A 19,342-nucleotide genomic window follows, 5' to 3' on the forward strand; every position below is an offset into this window, starting at 1 on the left:
GGTTTTATTTAATTTTTTGAACTCCTTCTTTGGTTGCGTTAATTTCTTGTATCGCTCCGTCTTCGTTATAATATAAATATTCGATACACGTGTTTCTTCTAAATTTTGAACCTCCATTCCAACCTTGCCAGTGGTAAAAGAAATAATGTTGTCCTTTATACTCGACTATAGAATGATGATCTTGTCTTTGCTTTGGATTGATGGCTCCTTTGTATTCAAATGGTCCGTAAGGGCTATCTCCCATAGCATAAAAACCACCTAAACCTGCGTTATAAGAATAGTAATACTTTCCGTTGTATTTATGCATATAACTGGCTTCAAAGAAATTTTTAGCTCCATACACTATACTTCTAGGAGTTTCAGCCAATTCCAAAAGGTTATCTTTTAACAAAGCCATTTTTGGTTCTCTAACGCCCCAATACAAATAGGTTTTTCCATCATCATCTGTAAAAACGCAAGGATCTAACCATTGTCCTTCTACACCTTTTATCCAACCGATGTCTTTAAATGGTCCTTGAGGTACATCACTAACTGCTACACCACAACGCATATCGTCTTTAGAACCTTTTACAGAATGTGGATACAATAAATAGTACTTGTTATTTTTATAAATGGCAGTTGGCGCCCACATCCATCCTTTTGCTCCCCAAGGGATATTCTTAGAATGTAATACTTCTCCATGGTCTGTCCAATTTACCATATCTGTTGATGAAAAAGCGCGATATCCATCCATAGAATTATAATTAACCGCATCTTCTGCATCACGAGAAGTGTACATCCATACTTTCCCGTCTTCCCATACATGGGCAGACGGATCAGCAGTACGAATATGACGAATTACAGGATTGTTCTCCTGTTTTTTTACTGATACTTCAAGTTTTTCAGCCTGTTTCTCTTTTGTTTGGTTTTTCTGATTTTTACAACTTACCAAAGTAATCACAAAAAAAAGAAGTGAAATTTTAAATTTCATCAAATTAAAGTTGAGATGTGAATTTATAATCTCCAGGTTGAACTAACAATTCAAAACCAGATGCTGAACTATCAAGTAGCTCTGCTCTATTATTTCCTTTAAATGCTTCTCCATTTAACACCAAATCTTTTGCTGTATCTGCAGGAATAGTAACTTTTGCCGTTGTATTTGGAGGAACTACTACATGTAATTCAAATTTACTTCCTTTTATTTCCCAAGAAGAAACTACTTTTCCGTAAGGCGTATTTAAACTAGCTGCCGCAGATGTTAATGGTTCTTTTGGTACAGGTGCTATTCTAATGGTTTTGTAACCCGCTTCTAAAGGCGCTATTCCTGCAATACGCTCGTACATCCATTCGCCAATAGCTCCATAAGCGTAATGGTTTAAGCTATTCATGTTTTGCGGATTGAAACCATCTTTTTTGCTATAACTGTTCCAACGTTCCCAAATAGTGGTTGCACCTTGATTTATAGAATAGAACCAAGACGGATACGTTTCATTAAACAAAATCTTATACATCAAATCTATTTCTCCTGTTGCATCCAACACTTCAGATAATAACGGTGTTCCTAAAAATCCTGTTCTTAAATGATCATCAGCTTCTGCTATTTTTTCCAATAGATGTTGTTTAGCATTTGCTTTATGCTCTTCAGAAAGTAAACCAAAAGCTAAAGCTAATAAATAAGAGGTTTGTGTTTCTGCAACACCTTTTACTTTTCCGTTTTCAAAAAACTTATTTTCAAAAGCATTTGCAACCGTTTTGTAAATCGCATTGTATTTTTCAAACGCTTCGGTTTTACCTAAAGCTTTAGCTGTTTTTGCTGTTAAGTTTGCCGAATGTGCAAAAAACGCAGTTCCTATTAATGAATGTGATGTATCGCCTTTAGGGCTATCATTTTCTGGAAGCGGCTGTAACCAGTCTGCAAAAAAGCCCATAGAAGAAATGTAATTTTTAGTTACGCTTTCATGGTATTTTACCCAACCTTTCATGGTTTCAAAATTCTCTTCTAGGATTTTTTTATCTCCTGTTCTTAAGTAAATCTTCCAGGGAATAATGGTACATGCATCTCCCCAACCTGCACTTACCTTATTATTGAACAATACATCTGGCACTACCCAAGGCACAGCTCCATTATCATATTGCGACTCACCAACACTTTGCATCCAGCTTGCCCAAAATTTATATACATCTGCATTAAACATAGATGCTGGTGCAAATACTTGCGCATCGGCTGTCCATCCCATACGTTCGTCACGTTGTGGACAATCGGTTGGGATATCAAAAAAGTTACCTCTTAATCCCCAAACGATATTGCTTTGTAATTGATTTAACTTCTCGTGAGACGATGTAAATGTTCCGTTTTCTTCAAAATCTGAATATTGCACTAATCCTGTTACCCAATCTTTTGATGGGGTTTTTGAAGTGTCATATCCACTTAATTCTACATACTGAAATCCGTGAAATGTAAATTTTGGCATCCATTCTATAACACCATCTTTTGAAGCTGTATAGTAATTCGTTGACTGCGCACTTCTATAATTTTCAGTATAAAATGTACCATCTGGAGATAACTTTTCTGCAAATCGAATTTTTAGCGTTTGCCCTTTTTTCATAGGTACTTTAAGTAACGGCACACCCACCATATTTTGTTGAAAATCAAAAACAGCTACGCCACCTTTTTCTACAACTTCTTCTGTTGCTAATTCAATTTTAGTTTTAACAGTGGTATGTCTTTTTGGCTCTAAACGGATGTTATTCGTTACAGGAAACGTATTTACAGACTCCCATGTTTTATCATTAAAATTATTTGTAGTCCAATTTGGCATTTCTAAATTGGCATCATAGGTTTCTCCATCGTAAATCTCTGATATTCTTGTTGGTCCGTTTGTTGTACCTTTCCAAGTATCATCAGACAAAATCATTTCTTTAGAACCGTCTTTCATCGTTAATTCTAATTGAGCCAAAACCTTCGGAGATTCTGTATCACTCCAATATGTTTTCATCCAACCTAAACGTCCTGAGTGCCATCCTGCAGCAACTTCAATTCCAATCGTGTTTTGCCCAGATTCTATTAAATCCGTAACATCATAAGTAATGGTTTCTATACGCACTTTGTAAGGTGTATATCCTGGAGGCATTACATCATCACTTACATCTTCTCCATTTATAGACACATCAAATACTCCTTTTGCTGTAATGTATAATCTTGCTGATGCTACATCATTAGACAATTCGAAACCTTTTCTTAAGTATTGTGGTCTGTGAATGATATTTTCTTGACTTCCTAAAAGCTTTTCCTTTTTGGTATCTAAGCCAATCCATTTTGCTTTCCAATCGTTATTCGTTAATAAACCTAACTCAAAATGGTTCATTTCACTCCATTTGGAAGCTTCATTATCTTGGTTCCAGTATTTCACTTGCCAATATACTTTTTGACGTGATTGTAAAGCTGTTCCAGCATATTTTACCCAAGTAGATTGAGCTGTTTGTTGCTTTTCTGAGTTCCATAAATCTGCATTGTCAGGTAATAAGTCTGGGCTACTAGCCACTACTATCTGATATGCTGATTGACTTAAAACGCCTTCTAAAACTGGCAATTTCCATGAAAAACTAGGTGTTTTATCATAAAACCCTAACGGATTTTCAAACCCTTCTGAAATGGTTAATTTTTGAGCTTCTGCTATAGTTACCTGTTCTTTACATGCCGTAAAGCTCAAAAACACACAAGCAAACAAAGCACATCCAAAATATTTTAAGTTCATTTTTTTTAACATGATTAAAGTTTAGTTTGAAAGTTATAGGTTCCTGGTTCTGCTAAAATTATTACTGAATTATCATCAGAACTCATTAATTTTAAATTTGAATTCTCTGTAAAAATACTTCCATTTTCTAATAAATTATCTTTATTTCCATAAGGAATATGTACTTCCGCAGATGTGCCAGGTGGAATAACAATATCAAGGCTAAAAGAAGCATTCTCAATTTTCCAAGATGATGACGCTTTTCCATAAGGTGTTTTTACACTGGCAGAAGCCGAGGTTAAAAACTCGGTATTTGGTAAAGGTGCTATTCTAATTTTTTTGTATCCCGGTGCTAACGATGCTAAACCAGCGATACGCTCGTACATCCATTGGCCAATAGCTCCGTATGCATAATGATTTAGGCTATTCATACTTTGCGAGTTGTAACCACCTTCTTTACTAAAGCTATTCCAACGTTCCCACATCGTCGTTGCCCCTTGATTGATAGAATAAAACCAAGATGGATAGGTTTCTTTAAATAGAATTTTATACATCAAATCTATTTCTCCCATATCATCTAAAACCTTTGGTAGAATTGGTGTTCCTAAAAATCCTGTTCCTAAATGATAATCGGCATTCTTAATTTCTTCAAGCAAGTGATTTTGTGCTTTTAGTTTGGTTTCTGGTTGAAATAATTCTAAATATATACCTAGTAAATAACTTGTTTGCGTTTGTCTTTCTTGTTTAAACTTTCCGTTTTCATCAAAAAATTCATTTTCAAAAGCGTTGGCAACAGCTTTGTATAAAGCTGCATATTTTTTTTCATCGTCTGTTTTACCTAAAACACCAGCAATTTTAGATATTAAATGTGCGGAATGCGCAAAATAAGCGGTGTTAATCAACTCTTTTGGTGTATCTCCTCTATTTCCCTTTTTTAAACTTTTAGAAGGATATGGCTGCAACCAATCTCCAAAAGAATGCATTATCGGGATATAAGGTTTTTTTCTAACTTTAGATTGGTAGTATCCAACCCATTTTTTTGCAGATTCATAACTATCTTCAAGTACGGTAACATCTCCTGTGATGTTATAAATATCCCAAGGAACAATAACGCAGGCATCGCCCCAACCAGAACCACCGTTTTTGTTTTGCAGTACATCTGGCACTATAAAAGGTACTAAACCATTTTTGTGTTCAGACTGATTTTCTCTTAAACTTTGCAACCAAGCCGTCCAAAAAGCGTGAGTACTATAATTGAACAATGCTGTTGGTGCAATGACTTGTGCATCTCCTGTCCAACCCAAGCGTTCGTCACGTTGCGGACAGTCTGTAGGCACATCAAAAAAGTTATCTCGTAACCCCCAAGTAATATTACTTTGTAATTGATTTAACTTATCGTGAGATGATGTAAACGTTCCGTTTTTCTCAAAATTGGAATGTTGTACTATACCTTGTACCCAAGAAGCGTTTGGTTTCGCATTTTTATCGTAACCACTCAATTCTAAAAATTGAAATCCGTGAAACGTAAATTTTGGAACATATTCTACAACACCATCTTTAGCTGCTACGTAATAATCTGTTGACTTTGCAGAACGGTAGTTTTTAGTATAAAAGGTATTGTCTTTCAGCAACATTTCAGAAAAACGTATTTTTAAGGTATCGCCTTTTTTCATGGGTACTTTTACTCTTGGCACACCTACCATATTTTGTTTCATATTAAAAACCGATGTGTTTTCTTTAACCGAAACAATTTCTACATCGTTTAAAACGATTTGATTTTTTACGGTATGATGTCTTTTGGGAGCTAATTTAACATCCTTAGCAATTGCCTCAACTTCAACCGATTTCCAGTTAGAGTCGTCAAAAGCAACAGTGTTCCAATTTGGTATTTCATAATTTGCATCATATACTTCGCCATCGTAAACACTTGCTAAACGTATTGGTCCGTTGGTTGTTCCTCTCCAAGATTCATCAGAAACAATGGTTTGTTTTGAACCATCTTTCAGCACAACTTCTAACTGACATAGAATTTTTGGTGATGCAAAATTTTCATATAACGCTCTACCTCTACTAATTCTTCCAGAATGCCATCCTGAAGCTAACTCAACCGCTAAAGCGTTTTTACCAGTTTGTAAAAGTTTAGTAACATCATAAGCCAATGTTTCTATACGATGATTGTATGGTGTCCAACCCGGAGTCATAACATCGTCACTAACGTCTTTTCCATTTAAATGCACATCAAAAACACCTTTTGCTGTAATATATAGTCTTGCTGAAACAACATCAGAAGCTAACTCAAAACCTTTTCTTAAATATTGTGGTCTGTGCATTAAAAATTTACGAACGCCTTTAATGCTATCTTTTGCAGTATCTAATCCTGTCCATTGGGCTTGCCAATCGGAATTATTTAATAGTCCTAGCTCAAAAGAATTGATTTCGCTCCAATCTGAAGCCTTTTCATCTTGATTCCAATACCTTACTTGCCAATATACTTTTTGTCTAGATTTTAATGCTTTTCCTTGATATTTTACAAAAGTAGATTGCGTACTTTTTTGCTTTTTAGAATCCCATAAATCAGCATTATCTGGTAATAGTTCTTTTGATGATGCTACAACTATTTGATAAGCAGATTGCGATTTAATTTGTTCTGAAACAGGTAGTTTCCATGAAAACGTTGGGTTTGCATTATAAAATCCTGTTGGATTTTTAAAACCTTCGGAAAGTGTAAGTTCCTTTGGTTTTTCTACTATTTCTTGAGCACAAGAAAGCACAAGAAAAAGAGATACAACCAAGTATACTGGTTTAACTAATATTTTTATTTTAAATGTACCAAACAATACCATTATTCTAGTTTAAACTGATTCCAAAAATTTATACTAAAATCTATTTTTTTTGAAGAAAAACTATCCTGTACTGTCTTAAATAGTAATTGATAGAAAGGGATTAGCAAAAAGATTATTAAACAAAAAAGCTAGGAAACATATTCGAATCCTAGCTCTTTTAAATCATTAATAAAAATTTTTATTCAATAACAAGTTTTGAATGGAAAACTCTTTGGTTATTATCAATTACTTTTAAGAGATATAATCCTGATTTAAAGCGTCCATTGTTTTGAATCTCGATTTTATTTGAGTCCATTGTATTTTGATATACAACTTTACCAAGCATATCGTTTATTACAATATCTGCTTTGTTAACACCATTAAGTAGCACTGTAAAATTATGGTTAGCAGGGTTAGGAAAAATCTTTGCAGAAAACGGATTAACATCTAAATTTTGAACACTTAAGGTACTAGATTCAACAATCCATTTAGACCTATCATCTGAAGCATTAACATGCTCAATAATTCCATTTACATTATGATACAAAAATCTTGACCCATTTCGTGTTCTAAATTGATACGTTTCATCAGAACTATTATAAACTACAGTAAATTGTTTATCTGTATCCCCATTCGGAGCAGCAAAGCCTGTATTAATAATATCTCCAACTGGATTCCCAGCAGCTCTTAGCACACCTCTGTCTGATCTTTTACTCTCTATATTATAAAAATCACCTACTTTTATAAATTCCCATTCCTTATCACCTGACGCATTATTATCACCTGAATCACTTTCGACTACATCTGAGCCTACGGAGTATAAATACTTTCCTGACACAAAATTCTTGATTTTATAAATATCACCTGTCAAGTCAGCAGGGTCAAAATCACTAAAACCAACTGTTATTTGTGTTGAAGATGTGGTTTCATTACTAGCATTATATGCTATAGCTTGCAGCGTATAATCTGCTTCGTTAGTTGGAGTCCAATCTATTGAATAAGGCAAAGTATTATCCTCTCCAAAATATGAACCGTTTATCCAGAACTCGACTTTAGAAATACTTCCATTTTCATCAACAGCATCTGCTGAAATTTGTATTGTTTCTCCAATATCAAAAGATTCACCGTTAGATGGCGAAGTTAAAGACACCCTAAAAGGCTCCTGTATAATACCTAAATCAATTATTTGTAAGTAAAGAGGCTGCGCACTACCTGATGCATTTTCCATCAAATAATAGTACAACTTGCCATTACTAACATAAACTCTACCATGATCAAAAGTTCTTCCTGAGCTAGCTTGATACACTCTGGTAAAATCATTGGTACCACCTATAGCCTTTTCCACAAATACTCTACCTCCAGATAAACCTATAATAAACACATCATTTCCAGAAGTATATATAGATGATGCACCAGAAAAATCTTCAGACGTTATAAACTCAGTAGCACCAGCAGGTTTGTAGGTATGTAAATTTTTGGTTACACCAAATTGATTATCTCGTACTCTACTTATTATATGTACATCTTCATTTTCAGTAACTGTCCAATCAAAACCAGCAACTATACTTAATGCATTTGTATTTGTTCCTTGAACATAATCTCCTGGCTCCATAACTTTTATAAAATCAGCATCATAAAGTGGGGTATTAAAATTTTGTCCTTGATGATTTTTCCAATTTGTAGCACCGCTTTGATCATCAGAATACGCATAATATACGCCATTTTGATATTGGTACTTATCACTATTATTTTGTGATCGCCTTTGAAAACCAATACGCATTTTACCATTAACATATTTAATATCTCCATATAGCCCCCAATTGTATGTTATTCCTGGTTGGTTTCTGGCATTCAATGCATTAAAATCTATAAAATTAGACCAAGTAGAAGTATTAGCATCATATTTAGAAAACTTATACATACCATTATTATTACCTCCTTCTCGCATCCACATAAACAAATCTCCTGCATCGTTTAAGAAAAAATTAGGGTAGGTTAAGGCAATAAATTCATTTTGTGACACACTTCCTGTTAACCTCAAGTGCTTATAGCCTCCACTATTATTTGGAACAAACTTATCCAGTGTAAATTCGTCATCTGGTAAAGATGCAACATTTGCTAAAGAATAAGAATATCTAAAATAATCATTAGCAAGAGAACCGTCAGATGGTCTAGAAGCACTGTAAGCATGCATGTCATATAATAAATGTATAGTTCCATTTAAAGGGCTTACTCCAATCGCGATAGCATTGTGTGATTCTCCGAGCCACCACCTATTTTGAAAACCAGTATGCCTATGAGGAAACTCTATAGTAGCCATACTACCTGTAACAGTATTATAGCGTGTTAACATGACATGTCTATCTGTTTTGCCTCCTCGATACCAAGTCATAAATACATAATCACCATATGTTTTTATACAATCTCCATGTGCTGATATATTACGACCAAATACATAATCATATGTAGTAGTAGTTCCGTTATCCCCTGAAGAATTACCTACTTTACTACCATTAAAGTGCAGACCAAAATCAGTGATTTTAATTTCATTTTCTAGAACAACTTGGGCACTTAAAATACTTGAAAACATTAGTATTACACACAGCATTTTGCAGCCACGAGACCCCATTTTGAGAGCGTGATTTCTTTTCATAAGCTTTTTTTCTTTTTTTTAACTAGACTATTTTCAATTTAATCTACCTAAACAAATATACTCATGTTATTGCTAAAAAGTATCCTGCACTATTATGTACATCTCTATATAAACATAATCATTCTAAATAGAAAACTTCTTCTAAAGGTATTGAAACTGGCGAGTTGTCAAGGTTTACTTCCATAATATCTGCCATAAAATCCCACCATTTTTTTACTATGGGATTATCTGCTAAATCCTGTGAACTACTATTACCTGAAACCTTCTGAAAAGCAAAAAGCGTGCTTGTTTCTTCATCATAAAAAATAGAATACTCACTTAAACCACTGTCCTTAAGTAGTTTCTTTAATTCAGGCCATAATTGGTCATGACGCTTTTTGTAGGCATCTTTTTGGCCTTTGTTTAATTTCATTTTAAATGCTAATCGCTGCATATATTCCTAATTTTTTGTATAAAATTTTAATATTATAGAATTTATAAACATAAAAAAACCATTCTGCTAGAAAAGCAGAATGGTTTTTAAAGCGTTTTTGTAGCCTTTTAAAGCACTACACTATTGTTTAATAATCTTTTTTGAGAAATTTAAGTTGGTTCCTTTAAAATCCAAAATATAAATTCCACTTGCTAGAGTACTAACATCTAACTTTAATGATGACTCTCCGTTCAAGCTTCTTGTTGAAACTTCTTTACCTAATAATGAGTAAATAGAAACTTGACTAACTTTTGAAGACAATCCACTTATAGAAAGTTCATTTTGAACAGGGTTTGATATAAATATAGAACTTGTATCAAAATCCTTACTACTTAGTGAAGCAGATACCCAATCGAAAGCTAAAGGACTTCCTCCACTAAATTTAACTTGTTCGCCTGCAGCAAGAGCCGCACCACCAGAATTTGTATTTTGAACCCTTCTCTTCGCAGATAAAGTTGACCATGCAAAAGACGCATCTCTATCATTTTCATTAAACAACTGAGTTCCAGCACCTCTTGTAGGATTCCAAACATCTAATAAATTAGGATCACCAGCGACATTACCATCCACTCCTAATTCTGAAGCAACATTATCAGTATCTAATGGAATAAGCACTCCTCTACCAGCAATCGCAGAAGTGATGTAAAAATGACTCGCATTTGATGGAGCTTGAGACGTTGTCCACATCTGTAATTCAGGTTTTGTAGTGTTTAGTGGCTCATATGTTACATCTTGTGTCCAATCACCAAAAACAGGAGGATCCATATCTGGAAGAGTAAGATATAAGTCCTGACCTTGAACCTTTATTAACCAAGTGCCTTCTCTTAAAGTAACATCAGCTGGAAAAGCCTGAGCTTGCAAATTTAATGAACATAATGCGATTGCAATAAATGCAAATAATTTTAAAGTAATGTTTTTCATAAATATTTAGTTTTAATTAATGTTATTCTCACCTTATTATTATAAAAATGAGAGATTTTAGTTTTTAATATGCTAAAAATAAATTAAATAAGCAAACAGAGTATCCTGCACTTCCCTGCTTTTAACTTAAAATACGTTGAAATGTTTGATTTTCCTCATATAAAAATTTTTATGCGAATTATACTTACTAAATTATTTCTCTTAATATTTATTATAAAGTAAGGATGCATTTCTTATTATCTTAAAAAGAAGTTGTTGTAATAATCTCTATTATAAATTTTATGGTAGAATTATTATTTAACTGAAAGACTCACTTTTTGCAAGTCTGTATCTTTAGAAGATTTTCCGATAGAAATAGTAAATGAGCCCGGTTCAACTACTTTATTCATTTCAACATTTAAAATATTCAATTCATCAAAACCTAATTTAAACGTCACCGTTTTGGTTTCTCCTGGTTGTAGCGTTATACGTTTAAAACCTTTTAATAATTTTAGATAACGACCTACTGATGCATAATCGTCTCTAACGTACATTTGTACTATCTCATCTCCTGCCCTTTCTCCAGTATTAGTAACTTCAACTGAAACAGTTGTAGACCCATCTTTAGAAATTGACGCATTGGCTAATTTAGGCTCACCGTACTTAAATGTAGTATAACTTAATCCATAACCAAAAGGGAATAATGGTGACTTATCATTAAATCGGTACTTTCCTTTTCCTGACCCAATAAAATCAGGGCGCTCTAGATACGTAACAGGAACTTGCCCAACTGAGCGGGGAAAAGACATTGTTAATTTACCTGCTGGATTAACGTCTCCAAAAATCACATTGGCAACAGCATCACCAGTTCTCATGCCACCATACCAAGTTTCAAGTACAGATGGTATGTTTTCTGCGATATAATTTATACTTAATGGTCGGCCATTAATTAAAACAACAATGACTGGTTTTCCTGTTTTATGAATTGCCTTTACTAATTCGTTTTGAACACCATACAAATCAAGATCAGAACGATCTCCACCTTCACCACAGGTTATATGAGAACTTCCCACTACTAGAACAACAGCATCTGATTTTTTTGCAGCAGAAATAGCCGCAGGAAACCCTTCTTTTGAAAAACTATCAATATCACAGCCTTTAGCATAATTTATTTTTACGTTGTCTCCTACTTTTTTCTTTAAACCATCCAAAACTGAAACATAATATGGCGGTAATCCTGAATAGCCACCCAATAATTTATATGTTCCTTTCTTAGGTTTTTCTTCATGAGCATTAGGCCCAATAACTGCTAAAGATTTTATTTTTGACAAATTAATTGGTAAGAGGCTATTATCATTTTTTAACATGATAATAGATTTTTCGGCAACCTCTAATGCAAACTCACGGTGTTCTTCACGACCTGCATTTACTGTAGCTTCATCAATTTCTTTTGGCTCAGTATCAAATAATCCTAACTTATATTTTGCAGTCAAAATACGCGATGTAGCTTTATCTATATATGGCATTAACGATGCGTCTTGAGTTACCGTGTCTTTTAAAATATTACTGTGATACGTTGCTAACTTCACATGCTTCCCAATCACCAAATCCATATCAACACCCGCTTTTAATCCTAAAATAGCCGCTTTAGTTCTTGTTTCAGGAATAAAATGCATAGTTTCTAATCGGCCTACATCATTATTATCTGAAACAATAAAACCATCAAAACCTAGCTCGTCTCTTAAAATATCCTTTAACAACCAAGTATTCATATGACATGGCACACCGTTAAAATCTTGATGCCCTGGCATAACAGAACCTACTTGGGCTTCTTTTACTGCTGCCTCAAACGATGGCAAGTAAACCTCACGTAAACGACGTTCAGACATATCGCTAAAACCACCGTTTATACCACGACGGTTTTCTGGGTATCCCACAAAATGTTTAGCTGTAGCGATAACATGGTTTTCATCAAATTGCTCATCACCTGTACCTTGTAACCCCTCTATGAACGCAACCCCCATTCTCGATACTAAATAAGGGTCTTCTCCATACGATTCTTCAACACGGCCATAACGCGCATCTCCTGCATAAACATCTAAATTAGGTGAATAACAGTGTGTAACCCCTAAAGCTCTTGCTTCAAGTGCTGTTTGAGACGCCATTTTTTTAATAAGTTCTGGTTCCCAGGTTGAGGCACATGCCACCGCTTGCGGATAAACAGTTGTATTACCGTAATAGTCAAGCACAAGCCATAAACCATGTAATGCTTCCCCGTATTTCATTAAAGGAATACCTAAACGCTCGTTTGCAGGAGCGTCTTGTGTTAATTCTGCTATTTTTTCATCTAAAGTCATTTGGCTTATGAGGTCATTTACTTTTGATGCAATTTCAGAATCCTTTTTACTAATAATCTTATCAGTTTTATTTTCTGATTTACAGCTAAATAATGAGGCTACAACAAGCCCAACAACTAATAATTTCTTCATAAACTTTTACTTAATATTTAATTTATTTTAATCAAAATTTCGCAATCCAGGAACTACTTTTATATTAATTGCTCCTTCAGTTTTGGGCCATTTTAATACTATTAATTTTTGAGTATTGGAATCCCAAATAAAATCTGTAGGATCCATTCCAGTAGACAATTTATAAACTTCAAGTCCTACATTTTTTAAAGGATTATAATACAAAACTGATTCTTGACCTATTAATATCGAAAAACCATCAGGATAATGTCTATTTGCGCCAATAAATATTTTTGATGCGCCTTTGCTATTATCTGGTTTTATTTTAACATCTAAACTTCTAGTTGCATGATTAAACAAAAAGGATTGAATATCCCCTGCAATGGTTTGAGGAAATGGTCTGGATATAACGTCCGTAATATATTTTCTTTCAACAGTTCCCGCATCTGTACTATCGCTAAAAATTGACCAAGTAGATGGTCCGCCTGATAAAAAATGTTGCATGGTCCTATTTCCTAAAAACCAAGCTTTTATAGAACCTACACCCATCTTATCGAAAACCTCAGCAGTTCGTATATAAAGCTCTCTATACTTTAATTGCCCTAAATTGCCCTCTATTATAGTATCGGTTGTTGCAAATGTTGGAAAACCCCATTCTCCAATTAAAATTGGAGCTTTTAACATATCAGATTCCTTATCAAATCGATCCATATTACGCTTTATAAAGCTTATATCATTTTGGTATATATGCGGTGCAAAAATGATATTTTTTCTGTTAATTGGCTTTGTAATTTCTGAGTATTGATTATTATCTATTTTCTCTCCTTTATTCATGAAAATAGATTGAAACAATATCATTTTATCTTCATTTATTTTTTGACTTTCATCAATTATTTTTTGATATAAAGGTATAAGGTATTTATTTGTTAAATTTTCATAAGAAATATCCATGGTTAGCTTTCTAGGTTCATTAACAACATCATAACCTAAAACAGAAGACACATTGGAATATCGATTCCAGATGACTTTCCAAGCATCAATGTATATTTCATATTCATTCTTCTTATTTTGCCAAAACTCTTTCCAAACAAACCTATCCACACCATAAACTGTCATTTTAAAAACTGTTTTTATACCATGGTTTTTGCCTAAAGCTACTAAAGTGTCTAGTTTTTTAAGGTAGTTTGGTTCTAACTCTCCTCCTGGAAAATCACTTAATCTGCCTAACTCCAACCTAATAACTTGAGTATTAGCGCCCATTCTAACCATTCTAGCATAATCATCGGAATCAAAAAACACTTCACCTGCATGGTCATTAGTATTTACAACAAATCCTCTTGGGATGATATGACGTTCTTGTTCATCCCTTAGTCCATGCTTTATTTGGGACGATGTATGCATCGAATAAAAAAATAAGAACACGAAAATTATTCTAGTCATGAGTTAATATTTAAAAAATGAATGAACGAATTTACAAAATAGTATTTGCCAGAGTATCCTGTAATGTACTGTAACAAAATAAGCCGAAAAAAAATTTTTTTCGGCTTATTAAAACTAATAAATAAACTAACTACTAATTATCTATATCCATTATTCGTTGGGTCAGATTCTAATAATGCTGGATTATTATCTAACTCCTGCAAAGGAATTGGTAATTTTACATGCCATGGTCTGATATTATCAGCTGGATTCCAGAAACGAAATTCTAAATCTTGAACTACGTCCAATAAAATTCCCCATCTAATTAAATCATATCTTCTATGAGCTTCCGCTGCTAATTCCCATTTACGTTCGTCATAGATGGCTTCTCTAAACTCTTGTTGACTTAGACCTAAAATAGCCTCAGCTTCAGCAACAGTTGCAAAAGCACGCTCTCTTACTTCTCTTATGTATTCAAAAGCAGTATCAGGATTTCCACCAGGGCGCTCGTTCTCACATTCTGCAGCCATTAAATGCACATCTGCTAAACGAAATACCATTCTGTTATCTGAGTGATTAAATCTTGGAGATCTATCTAATTCTAAATTCCAGAATTTTGCCATGTAAGGAAAATTCAACTGAAACCCTAAATAGTTATCTACTATGTTTAGCTCTCTTCTTAAATCATTCATTGGGAACTTCTCAGCAAAATCTTTAGAAGCTACTTGTAATCCAGTACCATTGAAAGCTTCTCCCCTAGCTGCTAGTGCATCAGCTAGTGCATCTCTTTCATCTGTATTAGCAGGTTCATCTCTTAAGCGTGGGTTGAACATACTTGGACGCCAGTTATTATTACCAGCGAACGATCTACCTGGAAATGCTGGATCAAATTGACTATTAATATCTCTAGCAAAATCTAATGACCATATAATTTCATCATTATATTCATTAAATTGATCGAATACCTCATTATAAGAATCCAATAATCTGTGAGACGATTGGTTTATGATTTCTAAACACTTATCTAAACCTTGTTGCCATTGTTGTTGCTTCATGTAAATTTTAGCCATAACAATAGCTGCAGCCCATTTTGATGCTCTACCACTTTGATCTCCTGTGTAAGCGTCTTGCAAATTGTCTTGTGCAAACTGTAAGTCTTCTAAAGTACCTTCAATAATTGTTGCTTCGGGAGCTCGTCCTAACGAACTAATTTCTTCAAGGGTAAGTACCTCGGTATAATAAGGCGCATCTCCCCAAAGGTTTGTAATATGCCAATAACATAAACCTCTAATAAATCTTGCATCAGCAATGATATCAGTTCGTACTTCCTGAGTCCCCACTGCTTCATTATCCGTTACTCTTTCTATAATTACATTAGCATTTAATATGGTTCTATAAAGGTCTTTCCAAGTATCTGAAACACTCATTTTTTGTACAGAAACATCTGCTAAGGCTTCATTCATTGAGTAATTCCCAATAGGTTCTACAAAGTTTGCTGAACGGTTTGGTTCAATAATATCGCACCCATTATCATAAAAATGATCTAGTCCTACTTGCCCATAAATGGAGTTGTTCTTTAAAATAGCGTACATCCCTTGAACCGCTTGTCTTGCATCATTTTCAGAAGCAAAAAAGGTTTCTGGAGAAATAAGTGCTTTTGGGTCTTCTTCTAAAAAGCTTTCACAACTAAAACATGCGAAAACCATAAAGACATATAAAATTAAATTTTTTGTTCTCATATTATTTTTTTTAAAAAGTTACATTTAGACCAAGTGTTAAAACTCTTGGGTTTGGATACTGAGCACTAAGATACCCTTGTGCTATATTACTACGTCCAAAATTACTAGCTTCAGGATCTATTAATCTCGTTTTAGAAAACAATAATAAATTAGTTCCTGAAAAATAAACGGTTGCATTTTTTATACCATTTAACCCCATTTTATCAACAGGAAAATTATAAGCTAATCTTACCGTTTTAAGACGTATATGTGATCCATCCTCAACATACTCTGAGTTACTTGGTGTGTTTGTTACAGAATCTGCACCAGCTCTAGGAATATTTGAAGTTTCATTTACCCCCTCTATCCAGCGGTTACGTAAATCTCCAAATTTTACAGTCTCTCCACGGTTAAAGTAATTATTTCTCATTGATAAATTGTACACTTCATTTCCTTGAGTACCTTGAAAGTAGAAAGAAAAATCCCAATTTTTGTATGAAAATGAGTTTTCAATACCAAAAATTAAATCTGGTAATGGACTACCCAAAACTACATTATCTTCTGTAGAAGCAATACCATCTCCATTCAAATCCTCAAATATAGGTCCTCCTACAACTTGTGGATCTGTTCTACCTGAAGCATCAATTTCTGCTTGACTTTTCCAAGTGCCTAAGTATCTAACACCTGTATAAACAGGAACTGACTCTCCCACAATTAAACGCGTATTACCTGATCCTATGATAGGATCTACTACAATATCTTGAGATTGCTTACCACCAAGATCCAATATTTCATTTTTATTTGCGGATAACGTTACGGTAGAATTCCAATTAAAATTTGAGGTACTTACATTAGTAGAATTAATAAGAAGTTCCCAACCTTGATTTTGTAAAGCTCCAATATTCTGTATTTGACTGTTAAAACCAGTTTGTCTTGGAATAGTTACATCTAATAATAAGTCTTCTGTTTTCTTATAATAATAGTTAAACTCTGTAAATAATCTACCTCCAAATAAAGATGCTTCTATAGCAATATCAAAGGAACTCGTAGTCTCCCACTGTAAATCAGGGTTTGCAGGCCTACCTAAAGTTAAACCTGGTACTTCTACGCCATTAAGTGTTGTGTTTGCTCCTGTATAAATACCAAAAGTGCTATAAGGATCAATGGCTTGGTTACCTGATTTACCCCAACTCGCTCTCAATTTTAAATCTTGAAACACATCTTGATCTTGCATAAAATTTTCTTCAGATATTTTCCAAGCTCCTGCTATTGAAGGGAAAAATGCATATTTATTACCTTCAGTAAAACGGGAACTACCATCTGTTCTACCTACTAAAGTTAACAAATATTTATCTTTGTAAGAATAATTTATTCTTCCAAAAAAAGATGCGATTTGAAATCCAGTAAAGTTACTACTCACAACAGATCTTGTAGGATCTGAATTACCTAAGTTATTAAATCCTGTAGCATCACTAGTAATACCAAAAGCCTCAGCCTCGGCTGTCTCTGTAGATACTTTTTGAAAAGAAGCACCTGCAAGTGCGGTAACACTATGATCTTCTCCAAAATCTGATTGGTATTGAATGGTGTTTTCATTATTCCATCCATTACTATTAACTGTACGTACACTAGCACTTCCTTGTCCAGTATCTCCAACCGAAAGTAAGTCTGGTGCTTGACTAGATCTAAATATATTTTGTTTTGTATTGTTAAACTCTGGACTAAATGTAGAACGTATTGTCCACTTTGGTGCTGGATTCCACTCCAAATAAACCGTTGCTAATAAATTATTTGCAAATGTTTCGTTTGTGTTTAATGCTATATTTGCAAGTGGGTTTGAAAATGGCGAACCTACAACATCATTAAATCCATTAAAAGAGCCATCCTCATTACGAACAGGCTGCGTTCTAAGTATGCCAAAGGCTGCTTGACTAAAACTCGCCAAAGCATTATCTTGCTCTAATCTAGAATAATTTATTCTGAATCCTGTTTTTACTTTATCACTTAATTTAAGATCTAAATTTGCTCTAAAAATATATTTTTCAATACCAGAACTCTTTACTATACCTTCTTGATTAAAATAATTTAATGAGGTATAGTAGTTAACATTATCTGAAGCTCCAGAAACAGACACATCTGCATTGTAAATTGGAGCTGTTCCTAATACTAAATCAACCCAATCGTTGTCTGGATAAGTAGATGGATCATTAGGAAATGGCTCAGCAGCGGATCTAAAACGAGCACTTTCGTTTGTAAATTCTATTTGCTCTCTTTGAGATAATCTATCTGGCAATTCTGGCAATATTTGTGAACTTGTGTAAAGATTTAAACTCACCTGAGGTTTTCCAGTTCCTGCACCAGCACCATTTTTTGTAGTAACTAATACTACACCATTTGCTCCTCTAGAACCATAAATAGCGATAGAGGATGCATCTTTTAATATTTCAATGGATTTAATATCATTACTATTAATATTGTTCAAGTTAAAATTAGTACCTACAACAATACCATCAATAACCCAAAGAGGCTCATTACTACCCGTAATGGAGTTACCACCTCTTACTCTAATAACTGTTCCTGCACCAGGCGCACCACTAGTTTGTGTCACTTGAACACCAGATGCTCTACCTTGTAGTGCCTGATCTACCCTTGCTACAGGTATTGCAGTTATATCTTCAGAACTTACAGATGCCACTGAACCTGTTAAATCAGACTTTCGTTGTGTACCATAACCGATAACGACTACTTCATCTAGTGCATTATCTTGCTCTAAAGTTACATTGATTGTTGTTTGGTTTCCAACTACAACTTCTTTTGTAGAATATCCCACGTAAGAGAACTCAAGTGTACTAGAAGCATCTGCATTAATTGAAAAGTTACCATCAAAATCTGTACTTGTTCCAGTTGTTGTCCCTTTAATAATTACGGTTGCTCCAGGAAGCGGTTGGCCATCTGCTGTAACTGTCCCTGTGACAGTTTGAGCATAAGACATTGCAATACAAGAGAATAGCATAAAAGCAAACATCCTAATTTTCTTAAAATGGGACGTTCCATTTTGCATAGTTTTTAGTTTCATAAAATTTTAGTTTGTTGTTAATGAAATCTAAATTATTTCTTAAATACTTATTGAGTATCCTGTACTACCTGTTATGTTCTGTGCTGCTTTTTGTTATTTAA

Annotated in this window: 10 protein-coding genes; all 10 read right to left on the minus strand. The window is 34.0% G+C overall.

The window, feature by feature from the left end; genetic code table 11:
• Positions 1–4: 4 nt before the first annotated feature.
• Positions 5–970, minus strand: coding sequence for a family 43 glycosylhydrolase (locus tag Q0772_RS00555; protein WP_298338712.1), 966 nt, complete (start codon positions 968–970; stop codon positions 5–7).
• A 4-nt stretch (positions 971–974) separates the two neighbouring features.
• Entirely contained in the window at positions 975–3,734 is a 2,760-nt protein-coding gene (locus Q0772_RS00560) for a family 78 glycoside hydrolase catalytic domain (protein ID WP_298338715.1), read from the minus strand.
• A gap of 14 nt (positions 3,735–3,748) precedes the next feature.
• On the minus strand, positions 3,749–6,505 hold the full coding sequence (locus Q0772_RS00565) for a family 78 glycoside hydrolase catalytic domain (RefSeq protein ID WP_298338717.1): 2,757 nt from the start codon (positions 6,503–6,505) through the stop codon (positions 3,749–3,751).
• Positions 6,506–6,734: 229 nt separating this feature from the next.
• Positions 6,735–9,188, minus strand: a complete 2,454-nt coding sequence (locus tag Q0772_RS00570) for an Ig-like domain-containing protein (protein ID WP_298338719.1) — start codon at positions 9,186–9,188, stop codon at positions 6,735–6,737.
• 118 nt (positions 9,189–9,306) lie between these two features.
• Positions 9,307–9,621, minus strand: a complete 315-nt coding sequence (rhaM, locus tag Q0772_RS00575) for an L-rhamnose mutarotase (protein ID WP_298338721.1) — start codon at positions 9,619–9,621, stop codon at positions 9,307–9,309.
• 120 nt (positions 9,622–9,741) lie between these two features.
• Entirely contained in the window at positions 9,742–10,581 is an 840-nt protein-coding gene (locus tag Q0772_RS00580; protein ID WP_298338725.1) for a T9SS type A sorting domain-containing protein, read from the minus strand.
• Between the two features lie 293 nt (positions 10,582–10,874).
• The gene (locus tag Q0772_RS00585) at positions 10,875–13,049 is read right to left on the minus strand and encodes a beta-xylosidase (protein ID WP_298338728.1); all 2,175 of its coding nucleotides are present in this window, start codon (positions 13,047–13,049) and stop codon (positions 10,875–10,877) included.
• A 27-nt stretch (positions 13,050–13,076) separates the two neighbouring features.
• A complete protein-coding gene (locus tag Q0772_RS00590; protein WP_298338731.1) occupies positions 13,077–14,468 on the minus strand; it encodes a cellulase family glycosylhydrolase in 1,392 nt (463 codons plus the stop codon).
• Positions 14,469–14,605: 137 nt separating this feature from the next.
• Entirely contained in the window at positions 14,606–16,186 is a 1,581-nt protein-coding gene (locus Q0772_RS00595; protein ID WP_298338734.1) for a RagB/SusD family nutrient uptake outer membrane protein, read from the minus strand.
• Between the two features lie 10 nt (positions 16,187–16,196).
• A complete protein-coding gene (locus tag Q0772_RS00600; protein WP_298338737.1) occupies positions 16,197–19,241 on the minus strand; it encodes a TonB-dependent receptor in 3,045 nt (1,014 codons plus the stop codon).
• Positions 19,242–19,342: the final 101 nt, after the last annotated feature.

It is taken from the genome of uncultured Algibacter sp. (assembly GCF_947490405.1).
Taxonomy (GTDB): Bacteria; Bacteroidota; Bacteroidia; order Flavobacteriales; family Flavobacteriaceae; genus Algibacter_B.

Bases quoted from the DNA above. Each gene is read 5' to 3' on its own strand.
- rhaM (WP_298338721.1), bottom strand. From the start codon at position 9,621: ATGCAGCGATTAGCATTTAAAATGAAATTAAACAAAGGCCAAAAAGAT.
- Q0772_RS00590 (WP_298338731.1), bottom strand. From the start codon at position 14,468: ATGACTAGAATAATTTTCGTGTTCTTATTTTTTTATTCGATGCATACA.
- Q0772_RS00560 (WP_298338715.1), bottom strand. From the start codon at position 3,734: ATGAACTTAAAATATTTTGGATGTGCTTTGTTTGCTTGTGTGTTTTTG.
- Q0772_RS00600 (WP_298338737.1), bottom strand. From the start codon at position 19,241: ATGAAACTAAAAACTATGCAAAATGGAACGTCCCATTTTAAGAAAATT.
- Q0772_RS00555 (WP_298338712.1), bottom strand. From the start codon at position 970: ATGAAATTTAAAATTTCACTTCTTTTTTTTGTGATTACTTTGGTAAGT.
- Q0772_RS00570 (WP_298338719.1), bottom strand. From the start codon at position 9,188: ATGAAAAGAAATCACGCTCTCAAAATGGGGTCTCGTGGCTGCAAAATG.
- Q0772_RS00595 (WP_298338734.1), bottom strand. From the start codon at position 16,186: ATGAGAACAAAAAATTTAATTTTATATGTCTTTATGGTTTTCGCATGT.
- Q0772_RS00580 (WP_298338725.1), bottom strand. From the start codon at position 10,581: ATGAAAAACATTACTTTAAAATTATTTGCATTTATTGCAATCGCATTA.
- Q0772_RS00585 (WP_298338728.1), bottom strand. From the start codon at position 13,049: ATGAAGAAATTATTAGTTGTTGGGCTTGTTGTAGCCTCATTATTTAGC.